We start from the raw sequence: 24061 nt of genomic DNA, 5'->3' as shown, positions 1-24061 counted from the left end.
ACCGCTCTCCGGGAAGGAGAGCGGGCTTCTTTTTGCTTTATAAAATTAAAGAAGGTATAACTTTTAGAACCCGTCTCCGCTTTTCTTAATGAGGAGGAATGAAATATGAATGTATCTGTGCAGACGGAAAAGCGAAATGCTGGGAACGTATTTCGTTTATATTATTTTGTTGTTTTCTTTGGCATGGGAGCATTGTTCCCGCTGCTCGGGGTATACTTAAAAGAATACGTGCATTTATCGGGTGTGCAAGTTGGAAATATTATGTCGATTGGTCCAGTTATCATGATTTTTGCTCAACCGCTCTGGGGGATGTTGTGTGATTATACGCAAAGGCCTCGGCAAATTTTGCTTCTAACGCTGCTTTTGACTGCAGGGATGGCGTTTTTGTATTCCATGACCGCAGTATATCCGATGCTGCTTCTCATTGCTGTTTTGCTTGCGTTTGGGCAAAGCGGTGTCATACCTGTTTCAGATAGTATTACGCTCAGCTATGTGCAAAAGGTTGGGGGCAATTATGGAGCCATTCGCTTGTATGGAGCTCTTGGCTTTGCAGCAGCTGTGTTAATCTCAGGAAAAGCGACCGATTATTTCGGTGTACATATTATTTTTTATATCTTTACCTTTGTTTGGGTAACGGCGGCACTATTAACAAGAATGCTGCCAAACCATGGAGCACCCCTTCGTACAAATATAACAGAAGGTACAAAAATACTGCTGAAGAAGCATGAGTTTGCTGTGTTTTTAGCGTGTACCTTTTTAATTATCGGGCCGGCTCAAGCAAGCAATACATATCTTGGCATGCTTATCTCGGAGCTGGGAGGAACGATGACGGGGATCGGCTTTGCATTTTTGTTAGCTGCTGGCAGTGAAGCTCCGTTTATGAGAACGGCATCGTACTGGATTCAAAAGGCAGGCATGCATCAAATCCTCATTCTTGCTGCTTTCGTCTCTGCACTGCGCTGGCTGCTTTACTTTTTTGAGCCGCCTTTAGCAATTGTGTATGCGACGACAATTTCGCAAGGAATATCTGTCGGTTTATTTATTCCAACTGCCCTGCAATATGTTCGGGACATGGCCCCGCCTTCTATGCAATCTACCGCCGTGTCGCTGTACGCGACAGCCGGAGGAGGATTTGGTACATGGTTTTGTACGTTTATTGGCGGTTTCCTGCTGGACCGATTTGGAATTCAAAGCGTATACTTAGCGTACTTTATTTTAACGATGAGCGGTGTACTGTTATTTGTGCTGGAAGCAACACGCACAAAAAGAATAGAGGGAAGACTAAGAGGAAAGGAGAGTGTGTGATGAAGTCGCATTACTTTCTTGCTATTTCACTGCCGGAAACGGTGAAGGATGCTCTGGATGCATGGAAGCAGCAGTACAAAAAAGAGCTCCCGTTTCAGTCATGGGTACACCGTGATGATTATCATATTACACTCGTGTTTTTAGGAGAGGTATCGTCTCTAATGTTACCTCGTATAGAAGAGGAGATGAATCAGATCTCTGTAAATAGAAAGTTTCCCATGACTTTGCAAGGAATTGGAGCATTCGGGTCAGTGGAGCGTCCTCGTGTTCTGTGGGCGGGGACTACTCACCCGCCTGAGCTGTTTGCCCTGCAAAAGCAAACGTATAATCTTTGTGAAGCTCTCGGCTTTTCTCTTGAAACGCGTGCGTATCGCCCTCACATTACGCTAGGGAGAAGATGGCGCGGCGAGCAGCCATTAACAGGCTTACAGCAGCGAGAAATCCATGAGCTGCCGTTTTCAGTTGAGAAAATTACATTATACAAAAGCCATTTACAACGGACTCCAAAGTATGAGGAGATTTTCAGTATCCTTCTGTCTGATTCTTGAAACCGTTTACTTAAGTTGTGAATATACTATTACAAGTAAGAAAAGCGAACACGGCACGTTTTTCTCCCGTAGTCAAGCCATCCGTGCACAAGGTGCGCGGTTCGACGAAGCTTATTCATTAAGGGGCTTTCCGTGTGCCTCTTATCATGAAAGACGGATTTTGCCTTTTGTAGGAAGGGGTATTTTACGGAGAGGAGCCGGTCGTGGAAGTAAGATGAATCTGGAAAACTAAGGGAAGGATGGTGAGCACGGTATGCTGAAGATTGAACGTCTATTTGAGGCGTACTTAGACGGAATGGACTATATTGTTGTATTGCTTCCGCACTCGTACGGGGTCTCCAGCCAATTTCTGCTAAGGAACGGAAAGCAGGAATGGCAGCTTCAAGTAATACACGTACACAATCTTCCCGGATTTACAAAGTATGAGTGCAAAGTAAGCGAGCATGTTCAAATTGGAGCAGCCTACCGCGTGGTTGATGATCGGAAGAATGAGACGGATTTGCAAGTTGGTGCTGTCATTCGTACAAAGGAATTTGATGAGGCGTATTATTACGACGGAGATGATTTAGGAGTTGCCTACACAGCAGAAGAAAGTATATTTAAGGTGTGGTCTCCTCCAGCTTCTTTGGTGAAGCTGCGTGTGTACAAAGAGGATGGGTACGATGATTATGATATGGCTCGCGGAGAAAGTGGGGTTTGGAGCTGTAAACTTCTCGGAGATTGGGAGGGAGTACGGTATACATTTGTTGTGTGTATCAATCTTGTGTGGCGCGAGGTGACAGATCCGTATGCAAAAGCGATCACAATGAATGGCGAGCATGGAGTAGTTGTAAATCTGGAAAAAACAAGAGGGAAGCAGACGATAGATTTCCCGCCTCTAGTTAATTTTACGGATGCTGTTATTTATGAGGCACATATTCGAGATCTTACGATTCATCCTGATAGCGGAGTCCTGCAAAAAGGAAGGTATTTAGGGATAACCGAAGCGCAAACAATGAGTGCAAATGGGACAACAACGGGTCTTTCCTATTTGAAGGAGCTTGGAATTACACATTTAGAACTGCTGCCATTTAACCATTTTGGCGGAGTGGATGAGCAAAATCCTGAGGAAGCATATAATTGGGGATACAATCCGCTGCATTTTAATGCGCCGGAAGGAAGCTATGCAACGAACCCAGCTGACCCGTACAGCCGTATTGTGGAATTGAAGCAAATGGTTGAAGCACTGCACGAAAATGGTATTGGTGTCATTATGGACGTTGTATACAATCATGTGTATATACGCGAGGAGTCATCTTTTGAAAAGCTTGTACCAGGCTATTATTTCCGTCATGATGCAAATGGCATGCCTTCAAATGGAACAGGGGTAGGAAATGATATTGCATCCGAACGGCGTATGGTTCGTAAATTTATTTTGGATTCCATACGGTACTGGCTTCAGGAATACGGTGTAGATGGCTTTCGCTTCGATTTAATGGGAATTTTGGATTGGGAGACAATGAACGAAGTTCGCCGCGCCGTTGATGCAATCCGACCTGATGTTTTAATTCTTGGGGAAGGATGGGATTTAAATACGCCGCTTCCTGCTGATAGAAAGGCAACATTGAGAAATGCCAGATATATGCCGCGAATTGCGCACTTTAATGATCGATTTCGTGATTACATTAAGGGGAGTACCTTTTCAATCTTCGACCAAGGCTATGCGTTTGGAAACTGCAGTAAATTAGATGAGGTCAAAAGAGTAATCAGAGGGAGTGTCCCGCTGCAGGCAAATGAAACGGACTTATTTGATGAGCCTGAACAGACTGTTAACTATGTAGAATCACATGATAACCATACAATGTGGGATAAGCTGTCTCAAAGTAATGCAGAGGAGCCGGAAACGATGCGCAAGCGCCGCCATCTCCTTGCAACGACCATTACGCTTTTATCGCAAGGTATTCCGTTTCTACACGCTGGTCAGGAATTTTACCGAACAAAGCAAGGGATTGAAAACAGCTATAACTCCCCAGACAGCATTAATCAGATCGATTGGAAACGAAAGGAGAAAAATAGTACGGCAGTTGAATATGTAAAGGGACTCATTCGTTTACGCAGATCGCACGGCGCATTTCGTTTTGCATCAACTGCTCTCATTCAAAAGCATTTTTCCTTCTTGCCTGCTCCTGAACCCGCTATCTTATATCACTTACATGATGTTGCGGCTTTTGGTCAGTGGAAGGAGATCCTTGTGTTGTTTAATACGGGCGCAGATCTGAAAATAGTAACACTGCCGGATGAGGGGGAGTGGCAGGTGCTTGTAAATGAGACCGAAGCAGGTATTCTCCCTATTACTTGTCATAAGGGAGAGGAGTTTGCAGTTGCGCCGGTCAGCGCCTATGTCTTGGCGAAAATGTAACATCGCTACTTGACGATGAGAATGTAATACAGGTAGAATTGACGAAGGTAGCTATTTTGGTCATAATACCACAATAGCTCTCTCTTTTTATATAGAGGAAAGAGCAGCTGAGGCGTTTCTTTATTTTTACATGCTTGCTGCGTTCGTGCATTGCAAAGCATAGTATGATGTCAAGGCAGTTCTCTATCTAAGTTAGGGTTTGGCTGTCATATTGTTGGCATGGCAATCCTGTGCAAGTACCGATAGTAAATCATGTTTCACATTGTATGAAGAAGTGTGGAACAATGAACATGATAGAAACAGCAGGGAAGAGATGTGTCGGAAATTCACTACAACAAAAGGAACTGTTAGCGGGTAATGAACATGGAATGGTTGGAACAATGGTTAGGAGAAGATTGGAAGGTGGCACCGGCCGGCGGAGCGACAGGTGATGCGTATATTGCTCAGCAGGGAGAACGAAAGCTATTTTTAAAGCGAAACTCGTCACCTTTTCTTGCCGTGCTGTCGGCTGAAGGCATTGTTCCGAAGCTGCTTTGGACAAAGAGAATGACAACCGGAGATGTAATCTCTGCACAAGCATGGCTGAGCGGGCGAAAGCTGGAGCCTGCAGAAATGAAGAGCGAGAGCGTAGCTCTTTTATTACAAAAAATTCACTCGTCTCAAGCATTACTGCAAATGATTCAAAAGCTTGGAAAGAGGCCATTTTTTGCTAACGATATTTTAGACGAGCTTCTTTCTATGTTGGAGGAGAAGGTGAGACAGAAAGAAGCTGTACAAAAGGGCCTTCAATATTTGCATAGTTCGCTTGCGGAGGTTGTACATGAAGAGCTTGCTGTTTGTCATTGCGATGTAAACCATAACAACTGGATATTATCCGATTATAATGAATTGTATTTGATTGATTGGGATGGAGCAATTATTGCAGATCCTGCTTTAGACATTGGCATGCTGTTATATTGGTACGTGCCGCAAAGTGAGTGGAGGTCATGGCTGAAGCATTATGGCCTGGATATGACGAAATCTCTTTTGCGCCGTATGGAATGGTATGTTGTTGCCCAGTCCATTATATCTATGCAGTGGTATACAACGAAGGGGAAGCAGGAGGAAGCTTCCTATTGGCACGATTACCTAAAAAGCCTCCTTGCCTCCCGGTCCTCTTAGGATAGGCTATCTATTCCAGAAATCCATTGTGAAAGCTGGTCTTGGTGACTTGAAATATGCTGATCTAAATCGGGAGAATATTTTCCCGCCTGGCTATAATAATAAACGTCGTTTAATACGGTTCTTGTATCGTCAGCTACATTGTCGTTTGCCATGAGCGACTTGATAATACGCTCCATTTGTTCACATTCGGCTACAGTTCCGCAGCAATCACACTGATGGTTTGTTAAAATGTCCTTTAATACGGTCATTTGATGCTCGTGGTTGAGAGGCATATCAACACATCCTTTTTTAAAGATAAGAAAGTATAGATTTTTGGGCGTTGCCTAGCGGACGCGACCTTGCTCCTTTCTGTAAAATAACCTTCCACGCAAAAGCAAAAAGCGTTTGTCAAGGTGGAGAATCGTTTACAATAGGAGCAAAACAGGCTGTGTACGCTTTGCTCATTGTTCCTTTGTAGTTTCCGTGATTGCTGTTTGTTTTATACGAGAGAAGGACCGAGTGCAAGTGTACTTGGTTTTTTACACTTTAAGAAAGAATAAATTTCCAGCTAGAAGCAGCAAATTCGGCGTAGTGGGAAATTTTTGGGATAAAGTATAAGTGCAACTACGCCTCTGTCTTCGCCTAAAGACTTGCCAATCGGCGAGTTTTCTTTATGTGACAGGAAACGTTTGGGTGATGCTTGCCCAAAGCAAAAGCGGATCGTGCCCGTTTTTGTAGCATGATTGAGAAGGGAAGAATACTTAATGCGTCTTAGACATAAACCATATGCAATGGAAATGATTGAAACCTATCCGCAATTTGTAATTGCTGACCCGGCAGCTCATAAAGGCAACTGGAGAAAGCTATTCGGAAATGATAACCCGATTCATATTGAGGTCGGTACAGGGCGCGGCCGCTTTATTTATGAAATGGCAAAAGCGCATCCGCATATTAATTATATCGGTATTGAGAAGTTCTCAAGCGTGGTTGTCGATGCGCTGCAAAAGCTGATTGATGAAGAAGTGCCGAATCTGAAGCTGATTAATAAGGATGCGAAGGATTTAACTGTATTTTTTGAAGGCGAAGAGATTGACCGTATCTATTTGAATTTTTCTGATCCTTGGCCGAAGGCTCGACATGAAAAACGCCGTTTAACGTATAAAACGTTTTTACAAAATTATGAGCAAGTGCTTATAAAGGGTGGAGAAATTCACTTCAAAACGGATAATCAAGGACTATTTGAATATTCCCTTATAAGTTTTTCTGAGTACGGCATGCTGTTACAATATATCAGCCTCGACCTTCATAATAGCGATTTCGAAGGCAATATCATGACAGAATATGAAGAGAAGTTCTCGAGTAAAGGGAACCGTATTTACCGGGTTGAAGCAAAATTCCGCAATGAACCTGTGCTCTAAAGGCACAGGTTTTTTGCATTTTAAGGGTATAAATTTTCAGCTGGAAGCTAATTCAACGCAGAGGAGAATTTTAGGAATACAGTGCAACTACGCCGCTGTCTTCGCCGATCGGCGAATTTTCTTTATTTTGTTTTACAACAACTTACTTTACGTGTGTTACAATTATTGGAAGAAAGGGAGTGGGGGAAATGGATACACTGCGGATAGGAGAAATCAAAGTCACATGGCTTAAAGGCGGACGAAGCAACTTGGATGGGGGCGCGATGTTTGGGGTGGTGCCAAAGCCGCTTTGGTCACGTAAGTATGAGTATAATGAGAAGAATCAAATTCCGCTTCGAACAGATCCGCTTTTATTGCAAACAAAAGATGAAAATATACTGATTGATTCAGGAATTGGAAACGATAAAATGAGCGAAAAGATGAAGCGAAATCAAGGGGTAACCGAGGAGTCTTCTGTTAGTGAGTCACTTTCACAGCTTGGATTAACACCTGATGATATTCATATTATCCTCATGACACATCTGCATTTTGATCATGCTTCCGGCCTAACCAAGAAGGAAAATGGACAAGTAACGTCAACATTTCCGAACGCAAAGATTTATGTATCAGAGGTTGAATGGAACGAAATGCGCAGTCCGAATATTCGTTCACGCAATACATATTGGAGAGAAAACTGGGAACCAATCGTGCATCAGGTGCAAACGTTTCAAAAGGATATTGAGATTACAAAGCAGGTGCGTATGGTGCATACGGGAGGCCATAGTGATGGACATGCAATCATCATAGTGCAGGACAGAGGAGAAATGCTGCTGCATCTTGGTGATTTATTGCCGACGCATGCGCATCAAAATGTTCTTTGGGTTATGGCGTATGACGATTACCCAATGACATCCATTGCACAAAAGCAACAATGGATCACATGCGGCATAGAACAGAACGCGTGGTTTACGTTTTATCACGATTATTATTATCGTGCAGTCAAGTGGGATAGTGAAGGAGCGCTAATGGAAAAAGTACAAGTAGCGGAAAATAAAAAGTCCCTGTGAGAGGGACTTTGTTTTAGTCTTCAATTACTTCTAAAATTGTTCCTGTTTTGGCATCGACTAAAAATTCAAATCGTTCCTGTACGCCATCGATGAGGGCTGTGATGCCGCCGCGATACACATCATACGTTAAATTGTAGCGTTCTAGCACCTCTGGCACCATATGAATCCAAGATCCTGTAATTTCACCTTTATCTTCAAATGTTTTTTTTGCCATTTGCAATGCTTTTTCGGACGAAAGATGACTGCCTTGCTGTAATTTTACCGCTGCGAAATATCCGGCAGTTACACCTAAGCCCATGCCGATGAGCAAGCTTTTCCAATTCATCGCTTCCACCTCTATTGAACAGAATGGTTTGTTATTTTCAAGTATAATCGAAATTTCTCAAAAAAAGAAGAAACTAGCGACATTTGTAGAATTTCGCTACAATAAGAGTCAGTGTATATAGGAAAAAGTATCCTACCAAAAAGGAGAGTTCATTCGATGAATCAAGAAACGATGAATTTATTTCGTACGTTAACGGAGCTTCCTGGAGCATCAGGCTTTGAACATGCTGTTCGCCGCTTCATGAAGGAGGAGCTCGCGAAATACTCCGATGAAATCATTCAGGATCGCTTAGGCAGCGTTTTTGGTGTGAAAAAGGGGGATGAAAACGGTCCTCGCGTGATGGTAGCCGGTCATATGGATGAAGTTGGCTTCATGGTGACGCAAATTACGAAAAATGGCATGATTCGTTTTCAGCCGCTCGGCGGCTGGTGGAGCCAGGTACTGCTTGCGCAGCGTGTACAAATCATAACGGATAACAAGCCGATCATTGGTGTAATTGCTTCTGTTCCGCCGCACATTCTAAGCGATGAGATGCGAGCTAAACCGATGGATATAAAGAATATGCTTATTGATATTGGAGCCGATGATCGTGAGCATGCGTTGGCGATTGGAATCAAACCGGGACAGCAAATTGTGCCGATATGCCCGTTTACGCCAATGGCAAACGAAAAGAAAATTCTTGCAAAAGCCTGGGATAACCGTTACGGATGCGGCTTAGCTATTGAACTTCTAAAAGAAGTAAAGAACGACAAACTGCCAAACATACTATATTCCGGTGCGACTGTGCAGGAGGAGGTCGGTCTTCGCGGTGCGCAAACAGCGGCCAATATGATCGGGCCCGATATTTTCTTTGCTCTGGACGCAAGCCCGGCAAATGATGCAGCTGGTGATAAGAAGGAGTTTGGTCAGCTTGGAAAAGGAGCGCTTTTACGTATTTTTGACCGTTCGATGATTACACATAAAGGAATGGTTGAGTTTATTTTGGACACGGCGGAAACAAATCAGATTCCGTATCAATATTTTGTTTCGCAAGGCGGAACGGATGCAGGTCGTGTTCACACTAGCAGTTCTGGTGTGCCGTCTGGTGTAATTGGTGTATGTGCTCGTTATATCCATACACATGCGTCAATTATGCATGTAGATGATTATGCAGCGGCAAAGGAGCTGCTTGTGAAGCTTGTGAAAGCAACTGATCGTACAACGGTTGAAACGATTCGAAGCAAGTAAGCATTAACGTTGTTTTGAAAAACGGAGGAATAGAGATGAAGGTAGCAATAGGGTCTACAAACAAAACAAAAACGGGGGCAGTGCGGGGCGCGCTTCCGGAAGCAACGCTTATCCCTGTTTCTGTTCCATCTGGTGTAGCTGATCAACCGTTTTCTGATGAGGAGACATTACAGGGGGCGGTTAATCGGGCTAGAAATGCTTTGGAGGAAACGGATGCTAATATCGCAATTGGTTTAGAAGGCGGCGTGCTTGAAACAGGACGCGGCCTGTTTTTATGCAATTGGGGAGCGCTCGTGACTCGCAGCGGAGAAACGTTTTATGCAGGGGGAGCACGTATACAGCTTCCAGATGAATTTTTGCATCCGCTTCTTTCTGGAAAAGAGCTGAGCGAGATCATGGACGATTATACGAAGCGTCGAGATATTCGCAGTGGTGAGGGAGCCATCGGTATTTTTACGAACGGATATGTGAATCGGGAAGAGATGTTTACCCATGTAGCAAAGCTGCTCATTGGGCAATATATGTATTCAAAAGCATAAGAGTTGCAAGAATTCTATTTAGACGAGTAAAGTAGACAGCAGAAGGAATAAGGAGAGTGGACATATGAAAGTGCTTGAAAGCATGGAACAATTTCAGACATTACAAGGAGAACAGAACGTTGTATTTTTATTTTCAGCAGATTGGTGCCCAGACTGTGTGTTTATTAAGCCATTTATGCCGGAAGTAGAAGAGACGTACAGCGATTTTACATTTGTTTTCGTTGATCGTGACAAGTTTATTGACCTATGCCGCGAGCTGGATGTATTCGGAATTCCGAGCTTTGTTGCCTATAGTAATGGGGAAGAAATCGGACGATTTGTGAATAAGGACCGGAAAACACAAGAGCAAATTGAGACGTTTTTGGAAGGACTTCGCACGCAATGAAAATGACAAGCAAGAAAGTGAAGGACGAGCTGGTCAGGCGGCTTGAACGTCCAGATTGGCAGTTTCAGTATGACAGGGAAAAAGAGACGCTTCGAATTGAGGATAAGGAAACTAAAAAAGGGATTACAGTTTCTCTGCCGGGTATCGTTGCAAAATGGGAGCAAAAGCAAGAGAAGGCCGTAGAGGAAATCGTATATTACGTAGAAGAAGCACTTATCGCGATGCATAAAGAAGGAGCGCAGGCAGAGCGGATTTTACCTGTTATTCGCTCTACTTCATTCCCCATGGAGCAGGAGGAGGGAAACCCGTTTATTACAACGGAGCATACAGCAGAAACAAGGATTTACTATGCTCTTGATTCTGAAAAAACGTATCGTCTCATTGATCAACGTCTCCTTCAAAGTCTTGGTCTTGATGAGCAGCAGGTGAGGGAGATGGCTCTGTTTCACCTTCGATCCTTGCCGCACAAGGTAAAGTCTGATGAAGTAGCCGGCAATGTATTTTACTTTTTTAACCAAAATGACGGTTATGATGCCAGCCGGATTCTCGATGATTCTCTTTTAATGGAGATGAAGGGACAAATTGAGGGAGATATGGTCGTTGCTGTGCCGCATCAGGATGTGTTAATCGTTGCAGATCTTCGAAATGAAATTGGATACGATATTATTGCGCAAATGACGATGAAGTTTTTCTTTGAAGGTCGTGTTCCGATTACAGCTCTTTCCTTCATGTATGAAAATAAGGAGCTAGAGCCGATTTTTATTTTAGGAAAAAAACGTCGACAGAAGGACAATAAGAAAGAATAAAAAGTCTGCATATCTATCATGTTTGCTTAGGGAAGAACAGCTTTTTTGCCCCGTAGCAAGGGCAGAGCACGTATAATCCAGCACATCTATAAAAAGCAAAAACCGCTGCTTAGGTGGTTTTTGCTTTTTTATATTATGTACTACTACTAGAGTGCGCTCTGACCCCTATAATTTTTTCCCCACATTCGCTATAATGCTGTTACAATAAAAGATGTTATTATTTTGCAGAAAGAGTGGTACTGCATGTTGGATTGGATGAAAAAACTGTTGAATAAGGAGGAGAAGAGTACGGCTGAAACTCCTCAAACAGATCATTCGCTTGTTATAAACAAACACGAACCGTTACAAAAGGAAATAGAGGCAAGGGTGACTTATCAATACCCAAAGGGTAAATTTCGATTTCCGCTAGAGGTTAATGAACAGATTGAGAGGCGTGAGAACGTTCAAACTGAGCAGTTGACCCGACATGAAGAAAGAAGGTCTACTGTAGAACAGAATAGGAGCAAGCCTTATTCATTGCAGCAGGAGAGGCTTGAGCAGGTACAGCCTGTGCCGCTGTATGTACCAGAATCCAGGCTATATCAGCGTGAGGAGCAGCTCTCTACTCGTTCACAATTGCCAGAGTCCAACCGCGGCCCTTTTCGTCCAACGGAAATCGCATCCCCCATCTTTGGCTATACACGTCCAGAGCAGGCTAAAGAAAAACGAATGCCGGTTGAGGATATCGTACTGTCAAATGAAAGAAAATCAGTGGTGGATGCATGGATGGAGAAAAATGGATATGTATCAGTTTTAGAGAACAGGGAAGTGGTACATACGGAAAAGGCATATGCAGACAGTGAGGAGCAAACACTCTTAAATAAGGAATATGTGGAAACGGCTTGTGCTGAAAAGCTAGAGGTAGTTCAAGTGATGCAGGAGGAAGCAATCGAGCAAACGGAAGAAGAGACCTCTGAGCCAGCGGCAGAAGCAGCTGAGGAAGAACTCGAACTATCACCGGAAGAAGAAGCAATCGAGCAAACGGGGGAAGAGACCTCTGAACCAACGGCAGAAGCAGCTGAGGAAGAACTCGAGCCATTGCCGGAAGAGGAAGCAATCAAGCAAACGGAAGAAGAGACCTCTGAGCCAGCGGCAGAAGCAGCTGAGGAAGAACTCGAGCCATTGCCGGAAGAGGAAGCAATCGAGCAAACGGGGGAAGAGACCTCTGAACCAACGGCAGAAGCAGCTGAGGAAGAACTCGAGCCATTGCCGGAAGAGGAAGCAATCAAGCAAACGGAAGAAGAGACCTCTGAGCCAGCGGCAGAAGCAGCTGAGGAAGAACTCGAGTTATCACCGGAAGAGGAAGCAATCGAGCAAACGGAAGAAGAGACCTCTGAGCCAGCGGCAGAAGCAGCTGAGGAAGAACTCGATCTATTGCCGGAAGAGGAAGCAATCGAGCAAACGGAGGAAGAGACCTCTGAGCCAGCGGCAGAAGCAGCTGAGGAAGAACTCGATCTATTGCTGGAAGAGGAAGCAATCGAGCAAACGGGGGAAGAGACCTCTGAGCCAGCGGCAGAAGCATTGAAAAAAACAGACAAAGTGCCTTTTGCAAGCAAGACCGAGGAGCGTAAGAAAAAGCGATTTGTGCCGTATAACGTAGTAATGCTTAAGCAGGACAAGCTTCGCTTGGAACAAAAGAAGCAAGAAGTGCCAAAATATATTATTCCGCCTATACATTTACTGCATGTTCCACCGCGTTTGGAAGTGAATGATGAAGAGTGGCTGCAGGAGCAAAGGGAGTTATTGAATACAACATTTTTCAACTTTAATGTTGGCGCCAAGGTTGTGCATATGACGCAAGGACCTTCTGTTACGCGATTTGAAGTACAGCCTGAACCAGGAGTGAAGGTTAATAAAATCACCAACTTATCTGATGATATCAAGCTAAACCTGGCCGCCCGCGATATTCGCATTGAAGCGCCGATTCCAGGCAAAAACGCAGTTGGCATCGAGGTGCCAAACAAGCAAAGTAAGCCCGTATTTTTACGGGAGATTTTGCGCAGTCCGCAGTTTACAAAAAGTGAATCGCCTCTGACGGTTGCGCTCGGTTTAGATATTTCTGGTGCACCGATTGTAACAGATATCCGAAAAATGCCGCATGGGCTGATTGCGGGCTCGACTGGATCTGGAAAGAGTGTGTGTATCAACGCAGTCTTGATGAGTATTTTATATAAAGCGATGCCTCATGAGGTAAAGCTTATGCTGATTGACCCGAAGATGGTCGAATTGGCACCGTATAATGAGGTGCCTCATCTTGTGTCTCCAGTTATTACGGATGCAAAAGCTGCTACGGCTGCTTTGAAATGGGCCGTAGAAGAAATGGATCGTCGCTATGAGTCATTTGCGCATGCAGGTGCCCGTGATTTAACAAGATATAATGATCTCGTGCGGCAAAAGCAAACACCGGGACAGCAGCTGCCTTATATTGTCATTATAATTGATGAGCTGGCTGATTTAATGATGGTAGCACCTGCTGATGTAGAAGAAGCCATTTGTCGTATCGCGCAAAAGGCGCGTGCATGCGGAATTCATTTGCTTGTTGCGACACAGCGTCCGTCCGTTGATGTTATTACTGGACTCATTAAGTCAAATATACCGACACGTATTGCCTTTACTGTGTCGTCTCAGGTTGATTCGCGGACGATTATCGATACTGGAGGGGCAGAAAAATTACTCGGACGCGGGGATATGTTGTTTTTAGAAAATGGTACATCGAAAACGGTTCGCCTGCAGGGTGTATATGTATCGGATGAAGAAATTGAGCGTACCGTGCAGCACGTAAAGCAACAAATGAAGCCGAGCTATTTGTTTCAGCAGGATGATTTGCTTGCGAAGACAGAGCAGCATGCAGCAGAAGATGAGCTGTTTTATGATGCCTGCCAATTTGTGCTGGAGCAGGGCGGCGCATCTGCCTCGTCTGTGCAGCGCCGTTTCCGAATCGGCTATAACCGCGCCGCACGTCTTATTGAAGAAATGGAGGCGCAAGGCATTATTTCGGAGGCACGCGGAACAAAACCGCGCGATGTTCTTATCACAGAGGGAGAATTAGCTGCTATGCAGGATATGAACGGATAAGGACATTTTACCTCCTTTTCCTGTTTATAAATATAGGGAAGCAGGGGCAGACAGGTTATACTAAAAGAACTGATGAGATGATGGGTAGGGAGTCAATCATGATGAAAGAAATCGAGTGGAAGCTGCAAGGAAAAATTAAGCGTCTTACAAATCAAACCTTTAAGTTTGATGAGCGAGTTGGAGAAGGATGGTTCTCTGCCGTTTATTTTTTGAAAACGCGTGATATTATTCAGCAGGCTCTTCCGGGAACTGTGGTAACCATGCAATTTTTCCAGAGGGAGCATGCGGTTTTATGCGGTACGGATGAAGCAATTGCGTTATTGCAAACCTTTGCTGCGCATCCGGAGAAGCTGGAAGTCCATTCCTTAAAGGATGGCGATAAAATTAGTCCATTTGAGACAGTACTAACCATTCGTGGACCTTATGAGTATTTTGGATATTTGGAAGGTGTTATTGATGGTATTTTGGCAAGGCGTACGTCAGTGGCTACGAATGTGTACAACGTTGTGCAGGCAGCGCGCAGCGGCAGCAGAGAAAAGCCAATCATTTTTATGGGGGATCGTGACGACCATTTTACGCAGCAGGCGGGTGATGGATATGCAGCCTATATCGGGGGAACGAGTGCTCAGGCAACACATGCGATGAATGAATGGTGGGGAAAGAGCGGTATGGGAACAATGCCTCATGCGTTGATCCAAATGTTCGGAGGAGATGTTGTTGCAGCGACAAAAGCATATCATAATCAATTTCCAGAAGATGACTTAATTGTACTGATTGATTATAATAACGATGTGATTACTGATGCACTTCGCGTGGCTAGGGAATTTGGTCCGAACTTAAAAGGTGTGCGCGTCGATACGTCTCGCACGATGATTGATCAATATTTTATCCGGCATCCAGAGGTACTGGGCACCTTCGACCCGCGTGGTGTAAATCCGCAGCTTATTTTTGCGCTTCGTCAGGCTCTTGATGCAGAAGGCTATGAGCACGTGAAAATCGTAGTAACCGGAGGGTTCGATGAAAAGAGAATCCGTGAATTTGAGTCACAGGATGTCCCGGTTGATATGTACGGAGTGGGAAGCAGCTTGCTTAAAATAAATATTGGCTTTACAGGGGACAATGTTGAGCTCAATGGCGAGCCGCAGGCGAAGGCAGGACGAAAATACCGCCCAAATCCGCGCTTAGAACGTGTTGAGCTATTGGCAAAACAAGAGGTATAAGAGTTTTAATACTGCTTGTTCTTAGTTTTCATGTGATAGGGTATGCTGCGGGATAAATTTGTTTATTCCTGCGGTGTCTCCAGATCGTTAAGAAGCAGTTATGTTTTTCTCGGCCGAATAACCGGTTGCATCAGTGTTTCTTTATTCTATGCAGCTTGGGGAATTATCTATAATGGCTATGTTATGTGTTTGTTTCACGTTTCGAAATAACAATACAGGAAGAATTTTCATTGTCATTCCCAAAAACGAAAACACAATCATATACTGTCTTACAGATAGGCCGTTGTATTAGTTATAGATGTTGGAGGTTCTTTAAAATGACAGTTTATCACTTTGTAGGCATCAAAGGAACAGGTATGAGCGCGTTGGCGCAAATCCTGCATGATATGAACTATGCCGTCCAAGGATCTGATGTGGAAAAGCACTTTTTCACGCAAACGGAGCTTGAAAAACGCGGAATCGCAATTTTACCTTTTGATAAAAATAACATTCAAGAAGGGCAAGTCATTATTGCTGGTAATGCGTTCCCGGATACACATGAAGAAATTGAACGCGCGAAGGAGCTGGATTTGCCGATTTACCGCTATCATCATTTCCTTGGTGATTTCATGGGCCGCTATACGAGCGTTGCCGTTTCCGGTGCACATGGTAAAACATCCACGACCGGTCTGCTTTCCCATGTAATGCAGGGAGCATATCCAACGTCGTATTTAATCGGTGACGGAACGGGAAAAGGCGTAGAAGACAGCAAATATTTTGTGTTTGAAGCATGTGAATATCGAAGACACTTTTTGTCGTATCACCCAGATTATGCGATTATGACGAATATCGATTTTGATCATCCGGATTATTTTGCGGATATTAACGATGTGTTCAGTGCGTTCCAGCAGATGGCGCTGCAAGTGAACAAAGGGATTATCGCCTGTGGTGACGATGAGCAGCTGCAGCAAATTCAAGCCAAGGTACCTGTCATCTTCTACGGCTTTGACGAGCATAACGATTTTCAAGCCCGCAATATCCAAAAAGGAACAGACGGAACTCGCTTTGATGTGTTTGTGCGAAATACGCACTACGGAACATTTCAGATTACAGGATACGGCAACCATAGTGTACTGAACGCACTCGCGGTTATTGCGCTATGTCATTATGAAAATATCGATATAGATATTGTGAAGGAGCAGCTAACAACCTTTGGCGGCGTGAAGCGCCGCTTTAGCGAGAAGAAGTCGGGTACACAAATTATCATTGATGACTACGCCCATCACCCTACAGAAATTAATGCTACGATTGAAGCTGCAAGGCAAAAGTACCCAAATCGTGAAATTGTTGCAGTGTTCCAGCCGCATACATTTACGCGTACGAAAAAGTTTCTAGATGAGTTTGCTGCAAGCTTACAAAAAGCAGATCAAGTCTATTTATGTGATATTTTCGGTTCTGCACGTGAAAATCAAGGAGAGCTGTCCATTCGTGACTTACAGCAAAAGATTGATGGCTCGGAGCTTATTAGCGTCATGACAACAGATATGTTGAAGAAACACCAAGATGCTGTGTTGATTTTTATGGGCGCAGGGGATATTCAGAAGTTTCAAAAAGCCTATGAGAAGGCAGTCGAAGTGAAGTAATAAAAAAGAGGCGGAAAAATTCCGTCTCTTTTTTATTTCAAGATAAGAAAGCATAAACGTTTAGGATACTACCTGATTTCAGCATCCGGCCCCCTTCCGCGGTGAAAATGGAAGTCTGCTGTGGATAAACGCCGTCGAACTGCCCATTTTGTTTGGGGGTGGTTTTACTGCAGGGACAAAGGCGGACCGCGCCCGCTTTTCTTATTTTAGGTTCTCCGGATTTAGTGCTTCTAGCTCGGCAATTACAAAACGCCCGTTTTTTCGAATAAGCACATCATCGAAGTATATTTCACCGCCCCCATATTCCGGACGCTGAATGCAAACTAAATCCCAGTGGATGTTGGAGTTATTGCCATTGTAGGCCTCTTCATATGCTTGACCTGGCGTGAAGTGGAAACTGCCGTCAATTTTTTCATCAAATAAAATATCGCCCATTGGATGTAGAATGTAAGGGTTGACACCGATAGCAAATTCACCTATAAAGCGTGCACCTTCATCTGTATCAAAAATTTCATTAATTCGTGAAGTATCATTTGCTGTTGCTTCTACGATTTTACCGTCTTTAAAAGTAAGCTTTACGTTTTCAAATGTGTAGCCATTATAAGGAGACGGCGTGTTATATGTAATAGTTCCATTTACGGAAGTCTTTACTGGAGCTGTAAATACCTCACCGTCCGGAATATTCATTTCACCCGCACATTTAATAGCTGGGATGTCTTGAATGGAGAAAGTTAAATCGGTACCAGGACCCGTAATCTGTACTTTGTTTGTACGATTCATCAGCTCGACAAGTCCGTCCATCGCCTTGTTCATTTTGCTGTAGTCTAGGTTGCATACGTCGAAGTAGAAGTCTTCAAATGCTTCGGTACTCATTTTTGCGAGCTGTGCCATGGAAGATGTCGGATAGCGAAGAACAACCCATCTTGTTTTCGGGACACGAATATCACGATGGACTTTTTGTCCGATTGTTTGGTTGTAAATCTTCATTTTATCGCTTGGTACATCTGCTAACTCATTGACGTTGCTGCCGGAGCGAAGTCCGATGTAAGCATCCATATTTCTCATGACTTCTGCTTCAAAGTCTGCAATTTGTGAAAAATGCTCCTCTGAGGCACCTAGCATTAATGCTCGATTTACCTGCTGATCCTTTAAGGATACAAACGGATAACCGCCTGCTGCGTAGGCTTCCTTGATAAGCGCATTGACAAGCTCGCGCTCGAGCCCGAAGTTTTCAATTAAAATTTTTTCACCCTTTTTTAGTTTTACGGAATAATGAATGAGGTTGTTTGCCAATGTATCAATGCGTGGATCTTTCATATTTGCATCCCTCCTAAATCAAAATATCAAAATTATTGTAACCCACTTTTTCTTGTTTGTTTACTAAGATGCTAGTTATTTTCCAAAAAAATGAAATGAACTGTGGAATGTCTGTATCGTTTCGTTCTATCTTATGAGAAGATTAGAATAGCAACAGAAATAGTTGTATAATACTAATAATAGGATCAAAGGGGTGAACGGTATGGAAATTATTTTATATGTAAGTGCGCTCATCGCAGCTATTGCATTTGCGGTGCTTGCGGCGTATCTTGGCAATACGCTCGTTGCATTGCGGAGGACATTGCTGAGTCTTGCGCGTACAACAGCTGCGTTGGAAAAGCAGTTACAGGGTGTTACATATGAAACAGAGCAGCTGCTTCACAAAACAAACGCATTAGCTGAAGACATTCAGCAAAAATCTCAGTCACTGAATAAAGTAGTAAAGTCAGTGGAAGGCATTGGCACAACAATTGATTCTATTAATGGTAAGCTGACTCAAGCGACGAACTCTGTTGCACATCAAGTGGAGCAAAACGCAGATAAGGTCGCGCAGGTCATGCAGTGGAGCACGGCAGCGATAGAGATATACGACCGTCTCCGAAAACGAAAATTTGAAAAGGAGGAGCAGCGGGAGCGCAAGCAGGAAAAGCTTCCGGTGCGGGTACGGGGTGAATAGTATGAAAGCAGAAAAGCTAGAAACAAACGAACAATTAGAGCAAGCCATTGAGGCAAATCCAGCATGTATTATATTTAAGCACAGCCTTACTTGTCCTATTAGTCAAGGCGCATTTCAGGAATTTCAAGCGTATAGAGAAGAGTATGCGGAGGTTCCTGCCTTTTATTTATACGTACAGGAAGCTAGAGATGTTTCTAATCATATTGCGGAGCGCTTTGGTATTCGCCATGAGTCACCGCAAGTGCTGTACATTCAAGACGGCAAAGCGGTATGGCATGAATCTCATTGGAAAATTACGAAGCAATCCTTACAAGAGCACGTTTCTGCTACTTGAAAAAGCATTTGGGATAATAAAATTTTGAATTTTTAGAAAAATGCATTGACGAACCGCGTGTTTATGGTATTAAATAAAAAATGGAACCTCCATATGTTGAATATAGTACCGCATTATCATATACACAAGAGGCTGAAGAAAGCGATTTCCTATTGTGCTAGGTAAGAACAGCAATTCATAATGTTTGGTATACCATTTTTGAAGGGGGTCTTTACCTTGTCATCAAAAAATTTGGAAACGTTACGCTTGCAAGTGGATGAAATCAATTTAAAGATTTTAAAGCTGTTAAATGATCGCGGACAGATTGTACAGGAAATTAATAAACTAAGAGAAGTACAAGGTGTGAAGCGGTTTGACCCTGTACGCGAGCGTAAAATGCTCGATATGATTTCAGAGAATAATAATGGGCCATTTGAAACATCCACACTTCAGCATATTTTTAAGCAAATTTTCCAAATGAGTCTTGAGCTGCAGGAGGACGACAATCGAAAGGCGCTTCTTGTTTCGCGTAAGAAAAAGCCGGAGGATACAGTTGTTGAAATCAACGGAGAGAAAATTGGTGATGGTCAGGTTCATTTCATTATGGGGCCATGCGCGGTGGAAAGCTATGAGCAGGTAAAGACCGTTGGACAGGCGATGCAGAAGCAGGGGTTAAAGCTCATGCGAGGCGGTGCCTTCAAGCCTCGTACATCTCCATATGATTTTCAAGGCTTAGGCGTGGAGGGCTTGAAAATTCTTCGTCAGGTCGGCGATGAATGCGGTCTTGCCATCGTGAGTGAAATTTTAAATCCAAATGACATTGAAATGGCACTTGATTATGTAGATGTGATCCAAATTGGTGCACGTAATATGCAAAATTTTGATTTACTGAGAGCAGCTGGTGCTGTGAAGAAACCAATTTTACTAAAACGCGGTCTTGCTGCTACGATTGAAGAGTTTATTTACGCAGCTGAGTATATTATTGCGCAGGGCAACGGTGAAATTATTCTTTGTGAACGCGGCATTCGTACATATGAGCGGGCAACGCGAAACACGCTTGATATTTCTGCTGTACCGATTTTGAAAAAGGAAACACATTTACCGGTTGTAGTCGATGTAACACACTCAACAGGACGCAGGGACTTGCTGCTTCCAACAGCAAAGGCAGCAATTGCAATCGGTGCGGATGCTGTCATGGCAGAGGTTCATCCAGATCCGGCTGTGGCGTTGTCTGATTCTGCCCAACAAATGAATATCCCAGAGTTCCATTCGTTTATGAATGAGCTAAAGGCGTTCAAAAATGTAAATTTACAATCATAAAGAAAACTTGCCGATTGGAAAACGCTCCAAACAGCAATACTTTCTTATTCTTCTACAAAAGCTAGGGGGTTGAGTGTCATTCAATCACTCCCCTGGCTTTTTTGTTAGAATAAAATCTTATATACTTGAAATGTTCATGTTTTTATAAAGACTGGACATCCTCTTTTTGGTGAATTTGTACAAAAAATAACGACTGCTTTTGTCATTTTTTATGCTTTTTACACGATATTCGAGAATTTTTTTGTACATTTGAGGGAAAATATTGTCTGAATAAGTATTTGTGTCGTATGATTAAAAATGGATGTATAATATTGTTTTACATATACCTATGCATCTCATTATGTAAACGGATAAAGAACGATTTTACATAGAGTGATTTTATAAAAGGAGCGTATGACCCGATGAATGTTACAATATATGATGTAGCACGCGAAGCAAATGTATCTATGGCAACTGTTTCACGTGTTGTAAACGGCAACCCGAATGTGAAGCCTACAACCAGAAAGAAAGTACTTGAAGCGATTGAACGTCTTGGATACCGTCCAAATGCGGTAGCAAGGGGACTTGCGAGTAAGAGAACGACAACTGTTGGTGTAATTATCCCCGATATTTCTAATATTTTTTATGCCGAGCTGGCACGCGGGATTGAAGATATCGCAACGATGTATAAATATAACATTATTTTAAGTAACTCTGACCAAAATAAGGAGAAAGAGATGCATTTATTAAATACGATGCTTGGCAAGCAAGTGGACGGTATCGTATTTATGGGTGAAAACATAACAAGGGACCATGTTGAAGAGTTTGAAAAATCACCAGTGCCTATCGTACTTGCTGCTTCATTTGATGCTGAAAACACCACGCCATCCGTAAATATTGATTACGAGCAGGCTGCTTATGATGCGATCAAGTACCTTCTTGATAAAGGACATACTCGAATTGGCTTCGTTTCCGGCCCGTATGCAGAGGCGGCTGTAAATCATAAAAAGCAGATTGGGTACCAAAAGGCGCTTTCAGAGGCAGGTATTCCTTATGATGAAGCACTTGTGGCAGAAGGAGATTACACATATGACTCCGGCATGGAGGCATACGAAAAAATGGCAGAGCTTGCAAATAAGCCGACGGCTGTGTTTGTATCTTCAGATGAAATGGCGCTTGGTGTCATTCATGCAGCGCAGGATCAAGGTGTTCATATTCCTAGCGAGTTAGAAGTAATTGGTTTTGATAATACACGTCTCGCAACGATGGTTCGTCCGCAATTAACAACTGTCGTACAGCCGATGTATGATATCGGTGCGGTTGCGATGCGTTTGCTTACTAAATATATGAACAAGGAATCGGTAGGGGATCATACTGTAATCTTGCCGCACCGCATTCAGTTCCGTAACTCTACAAAGGAAGAATAATACGAAAAGCGGACAAGGTTTGCCTGCTCCTGAAGGAGACAGCGTTCCCGTAAAAAGTTACCTTTCTTATCTTGTAAAAAAAGCGGATGCAGTTCAGTGAACTGCATCCGCTTTTTTAGCTACATAATGATATTTTTCATGTTTGTTCGGATAGGCTCGAGACATTTTGTTAAAGAAATATAATTTTTTTCTTCAATCTCCTTTTTGCGTGGAATAGGCTTGTACATATTCTCCGGGTCTTCCCAATGCAGAGCAAGCGGTACAGGTGCTTGCTTTTCCCATGCTTCAATCCACTCAAGCGGCAAAAGTCCTGATGCAGCATTACGCATATGATTCATTTCAAGCCAAATGAGCGACCATGCACGCGGTACAACACGCCAGATGTCGTAGCCGCCGCCCCCTACTGCAATCCAACGTCCGTTGCAGTATTCGTGCGCAATTTCATGAGCAACTTTCGGAATCTCCCGATAGATGTTAATGGTAGAGCAAAGATGGGTGAGAGGGTCATAGTAATGGGAGTCTGCACCGTTTTGCGTTAGAATGACGTCTGGCTTAAAGTATGCCGCTACTTCCCGAATTAAAGCACGATATGTGTAAAGGAAGGATTCATCCTCTGTAAACGCATCCAAGGGAACGTTGAAGGTATACCCATAGCCTGCACCTTGCCCTCGTTCATTGATGGCCCCTGTTCCTGGAAATAAGTATCGTCCTGTTTCGTGAATGGATACAGTGCACACATTTGGATCATCGTAAAATGCCGATTGCACACCATCGCCGTGATGGGCATCCGTATCAATATACATCACGCGTAATCCATATTTCTTTTGTATATACTTAATCGCGATAGAGCTGTCATTATAAATACAGAAGCCAGAGGCCCTATCGTGAAAGCCGTGATGCAGCCCTCCGCCTAAATTTAAGGCGTGCTCTGCTTTTCCCTCTAATACGCAATCAACTGCTGTTAACGTTCCGCCCACTAACAATGCACTCGCTTCATGCATGCCTGCAAACATGGGAACATCATCGGTGCCGAGTCCATATTGCAGGGCTGTTTGCTTGTCGAGTTTCCCTTCCCCCGCTTTTTTTACTGCATCTATATATTTTTGATCATGAATCAGAGTAATCTCCTCATCAGTCGCGATACGCGGCGCGACAACTTGCTCTTCATGAATGAATCCCCCTTTTTGCAGCAAATCGTAGGAAAGCTTTACACGTAATTGATTAAATGGGTGTTCAGAGCTAAATCGATAGCTCTGAAACGCATCGGAATAAATAAAGATGTTCTTCATGACGGCATCCCCGCTAAATTTGGCCACAGTACCTGGTAGCCTTCCTTACGCAAATGTTCAATCACCTTTAGGGGGTTCATGGTTTGAATACGAAATACTAATACTTTATGATCGGGGTCCTTATCCGGATATACAAGCACACTGACGATATTAATGCCAAACGAGCTAAATACAGTCACTACCTTGCCAAGAATTCCTGGTTCATTTTTCACTTTTACTTCAATTTGCGAGCCTGGCTGATGGGCGCCTGTTAACTCAACAAGCTTATGAAAAACAGTCGGCTCTGTTAAAATACCGACAAGCTTGCCCTCCTTTGTCACTGGCAGGCAGCCGATTTTGTTCTCATACATCACGTTAGCAATTTCTTCTACGAAATCAAGCGGGTGACATGTAATTACATGTCTCGTCATAATGCGTTCAATAGGCTGCTGCAGAGCCTCCATTGATACGTTTTGGTCTAGAATGGAAGGACAAGCATCCCGAACATCACGGTCGGAGATAATGCCGACAACCTCAAGATTTCCATTTACAATTGTAATATGACGGATGCCTCTTGCTGCCAATATTCTCAGTGCTGTTGCAATCGTATCCGTCGGGCGGAGCGTTGCAGCCTTTGCATTCATAATCTCTTCGACGATCATAGA

General features: G+C 43.5%; 22 protein-coding genes. 17 read left to right on the top strand and 5 right to left on the bottom strand.

Annotation, left to right across the window (positions count from 1 at the left end; all coding sequences use genetic code 11):
• Positions 1-105 precede the first annotated feature (105 nt).
• The 4 genes from AC6HZ4_RS23640 (at position 106) to AC6HZ4_RS23625 (ending at position 5412) form a co-directional block, all read left to right on the top strand.
• A complete protein-coding gene (locus AC6HZ4_RS23640) occupies positions 106-1305 on the top strand; it encodes an MFS transporter (protein WP_497492289.1) in 1200 nt (399 codons plus the stop codon).
• On the top strand, positions 1305-1853 hold the full coding sequence (gene thpR / locus AC6HZ4_RS23635; protein ID WP_497492288.1) for an RNA 2',3'-cyclic phosphodiesterase: 549 nt from the start codon (positions 1305-1307) through the stop codon (positions 1851-1853). Before AC6HZ4_RS23640 ends, thpR begins: the two co-directional genes overlap by 1 nt.
• 253 nt (positions 1854-2106) lie before the next feature.
• Positions 2107-4251, top strand: a complete 2145-nt coding sequence (gene pulA, locus AC6HZ4_RS23630; protein ID WP_497492287.1) for a type I pullulanase — start codon at positions 2107-2109, stop codon at positions 4249-4251.
• 357 nt (positions 4252-4608) lie between these two features.
• Entirely contained in the window at positions 4609-5412 is an 804-nt protein-coding gene (locus tag AC6HZ4_RS23625) for a phosphotransferase (protein WP_497492286.1), read from the top strand.
• Here AC6HZ4_RS23625 and AC6HZ4_RS23620 read toward each other — a convergent pair.
• Positions 5409-5687, bottom strand: a complete 279-nt coding sequence (locus AC6HZ4_RS23620) for a YtzH-like family protein (RefSeq protein ID WP_497492284.1) — start codon at positions 5685-5687, stop codon at positions 5409-5411. The genes AC6HZ4_RS23625 and AC6HZ4_RS23620 overlap by 4 nt on opposite strands.
• A gap of 471 nt (positions 5688-6158) precedes the next feature.
• Between AC6HZ4_RS23620 and trmB the strand changes: the two genes are divergently transcribed.
• Positions 6159-6812, top strand: coding sequence for a tRNA (guanosine(46)-N7)-methyltransferase TrmB (gene trmB, locus AC6HZ4_RS23615; RefSeq protein ID WP_497492282.1), 654 nt, complete (start codon positions 6159-6161; stop codon positions 6810-6812).
• Positions 6813-7000: 188 nt separating this feature from the next.
• Positions 7001-7858, top strand: coding sequence for a YtnP family quorum-quenching lactonase (locus AC6HZ4_RS23610; protein WP_497492281.1), 858 nt, complete (start codon positions 7001-7003; stop codon positions 7856-7858).
• Positions 7859-7871: 13 nt separating this feature from the next.
• Here the strand turns inward: AC6HZ4_RS23610 and AC6HZ4_RS23605 are convergent, their stop codons facing one another.
• A complete protein-coding gene (locus AC6HZ4_RS23605) occupies positions 7872-8183 on the bottom strand; it encodes a PepSY domain-containing protein (protein ID WP_497492280.1) in 312 nt (103 codons plus the stop codon).
• 156 nt (positions 8184-8339) lie between these two features.
• On the opposite strand from AC6HZ4_RS23605, the gene AC6HZ4_RS23600 reads away from it, so the two are divergent.
• From AC6HZ4_RS23600 to murC, 7 genes are all read left to right on the top strand, one after another.
• Positions 8340-9410 (top strand): M42 family metallopeptidase, encoded by a 1071-nt coding sequence (locus AC6HZ4_RS23600; RefSeq protein WP_497492278.1) that lies wholly within the window; start codon positions 8340-8342, stop codon positions 9408-9410.
• 35 nt (positions 9411-9445) lie between these two features.
• Positions 9446-9949 carry a DUF84 family protein gene (locus AC6HZ4_RS23595; RefSeq protein WP_497492277.1) on the top strand — a complete coding sequence of 168 codons (504 nt, stop codon included), beginning with the start codon at positions 9446-9448 and terminating at the stop codon, positions 9947-9949.
• Positions 9950-10013: 64 nt separating this feature from the next.
• Positions 10014-10334 carry a thioredoxin family protein gene (locus tag AC6HZ4_RS23590; RefSeq protein ID WP_497492276.1) on the top strand — a complete coding sequence of 107 codons (321 nt, stop codon included), beginning with the start codon at positions 10014-10016 and terminating at the stop codon, positions 10332-10334.
• Positions 10331-11140 carry a DUF1444 domain-containing protein gene (locus tag AC6HZ4_RS23585; protein ID WP_497492275.1) on the top strand — a complete coding sequence of 270 codons (810 nt, stop codon included), beginning with the start codon at positions 10331-10333 and terminating at the stop codon, positions 11138-11140. The genes AC6HZ4_RS23590 and AC6HZ4_RS23585 overlap by 4 nt, the downstream gene beginning before the upstream one ends.
• Positions 11141-11383: 243 nt before the next feature.
• Entirely contained in the window at positions 11384-14254 is a 2871-nt protein-coding gene (locus AC6HZ4_RS23580) for a DNA translocase FtsK (RefSeq protein ID WP_497492274.1), read from the top strand.
• Between the two features lie 101 nt (positions 14255-14355).
• On the top strand, positions 14356-15474 hold the full coding sequence (locus AC6HZ4_RS23575; protein WP_497495826.1) for a nicotinate phosphoribosyltransferase: 1119 nt from the start codon (positions 14356-14358) through the stop codon (positions 15472-15474).
• Between the two features lie 317 nt (positions 15475-15791).
• Positions 15792-17096, top strand: coding sequence for a UDP-N-acetylmuramate--L-alanine ligase (gene murC, locus AC6HZ4_RS23570; RefSeq protein ID WP_497492273.1), 1305 nt, complete (start codon positions 15792-15794; stop codon positions 17094-17096).
• Positions 17097-17297: 201 nt separating this feature from the next.
• Here murC and AC6HZ4_RS23565 read toward each other — a convergent pair whose 3' ends face one another.
• Positions 17298-18413, bottom strand: coding sequence for an aminopeptidase (locus AC6HZ4_RS23565; RefSeq protein ID WP_497492272.1), 1116 nt, complete (start codon positions 18411-18413; stop codon positions 17298-17300).
• Between the two features lie 163 nt (positions 18414-18576).
• On the opposite strand from AC6HZ4_RS23565, the gene AC6HZ4_RS23560 reads away from it, so the two are divergent.
• The 4 genes from AC6HZ4_RS23560 to ccpA all read left to right on the top strand — a co-directional run bounded on the left by AC6HZ4_RS23560 (position 18577) and on the right by ccpA (position 22128).
• Positions 18577-19089, top strand: a complete 513-nt coding sequence (locus AC6HZ4_RS23560; protein ID WP_497492271.1) for a DUF948 domain-containing protein — start codon at positions 18577-18579, stop codon at positions 19087-19089.
• A gap of 1 nt (position 19090) precedes the next feature.
• Entirely contained in the window at positions 19091-19423 is a 333-nt protein-coding gene (gene ytxJ, locus AC6HZ4_RS23555) for a bacillithiol system redox-active protein YtxJ (RefSeq protein WP_497492270.1), read from the top strand.
• Between the two features lie 216 nt (positions 19424-19639).
• Positions 19640-20722: a bifunctional 3-deoxy-7-phosphoheptulonate synthase/chorismate mutase gene (locus tag AC6HZ4_RS23550; RefSeq protein ID WP_497492269.1), complete on the top strand. Its 1083-nt coding sequence runs from the start codon at positions 19640-19642 to the stop codon at positions 20720-20722.
• A 401-nt stretch (positions 20723-21123) separates the two neighbouring features.
• Positions 21124-22128, top strand: a complete 1005-nt coding sequence (gene ccpA / locus AC6HZ4_RS23545) for a catabolite control protein A (RefSeq protein WP_497492268.1) — start codon at positions 21124-21126, stop codon at positions 22126-22128.
• 119 nt (positions 22129-22247) lie between these two features.
• On the opposite strand, the gene AC6HZ4_RS23540 is transcribed toward ccpA, so the two are convergent.
• Both AC6HZ4_RS23540 and AC6HZ4_RS23535 read right to left on the bottom strand, forming a co-directional pair.
• On the bottom strand, positions 22248-23444 hold the full coding sequence (locus tag AC6HZ4_RS23540; protein ID WP_497492267.1) for an acetoin utilization protein AcuC: 1197 nt from the start codon (positions 23442-23444) through the stop codon (positions 22248-22250).
• The gene (locus tag AC6HZ4_RS23535) at positions 23414-24058 is read right to left on the bottom strand and encodes an acetoin utilization AcuB family protein (protein ID WP_497492266.1); all 645 of its coding nucleotides are present in this window, start codon (positions 24056-24058) and stop codon (positions 23414-23416) included. The genes AC6HZ4_RS23540 and AC6HZ4_RS23535 overlap by 31 nt, the downstream gene beginning before the upstream one ends.
• Positions 24059-24061: the final 3 nt, after the last annotated feature.

The sequence above is a fragment of the Ectobacillus sp. OTK genome (genome assembly GCF_059698935.1).
The sequence above is the reverse complement of the archived record's forward strand: the minus strand, read 5'-3'. Positions and strand labels throughout refer to the sequence as shown.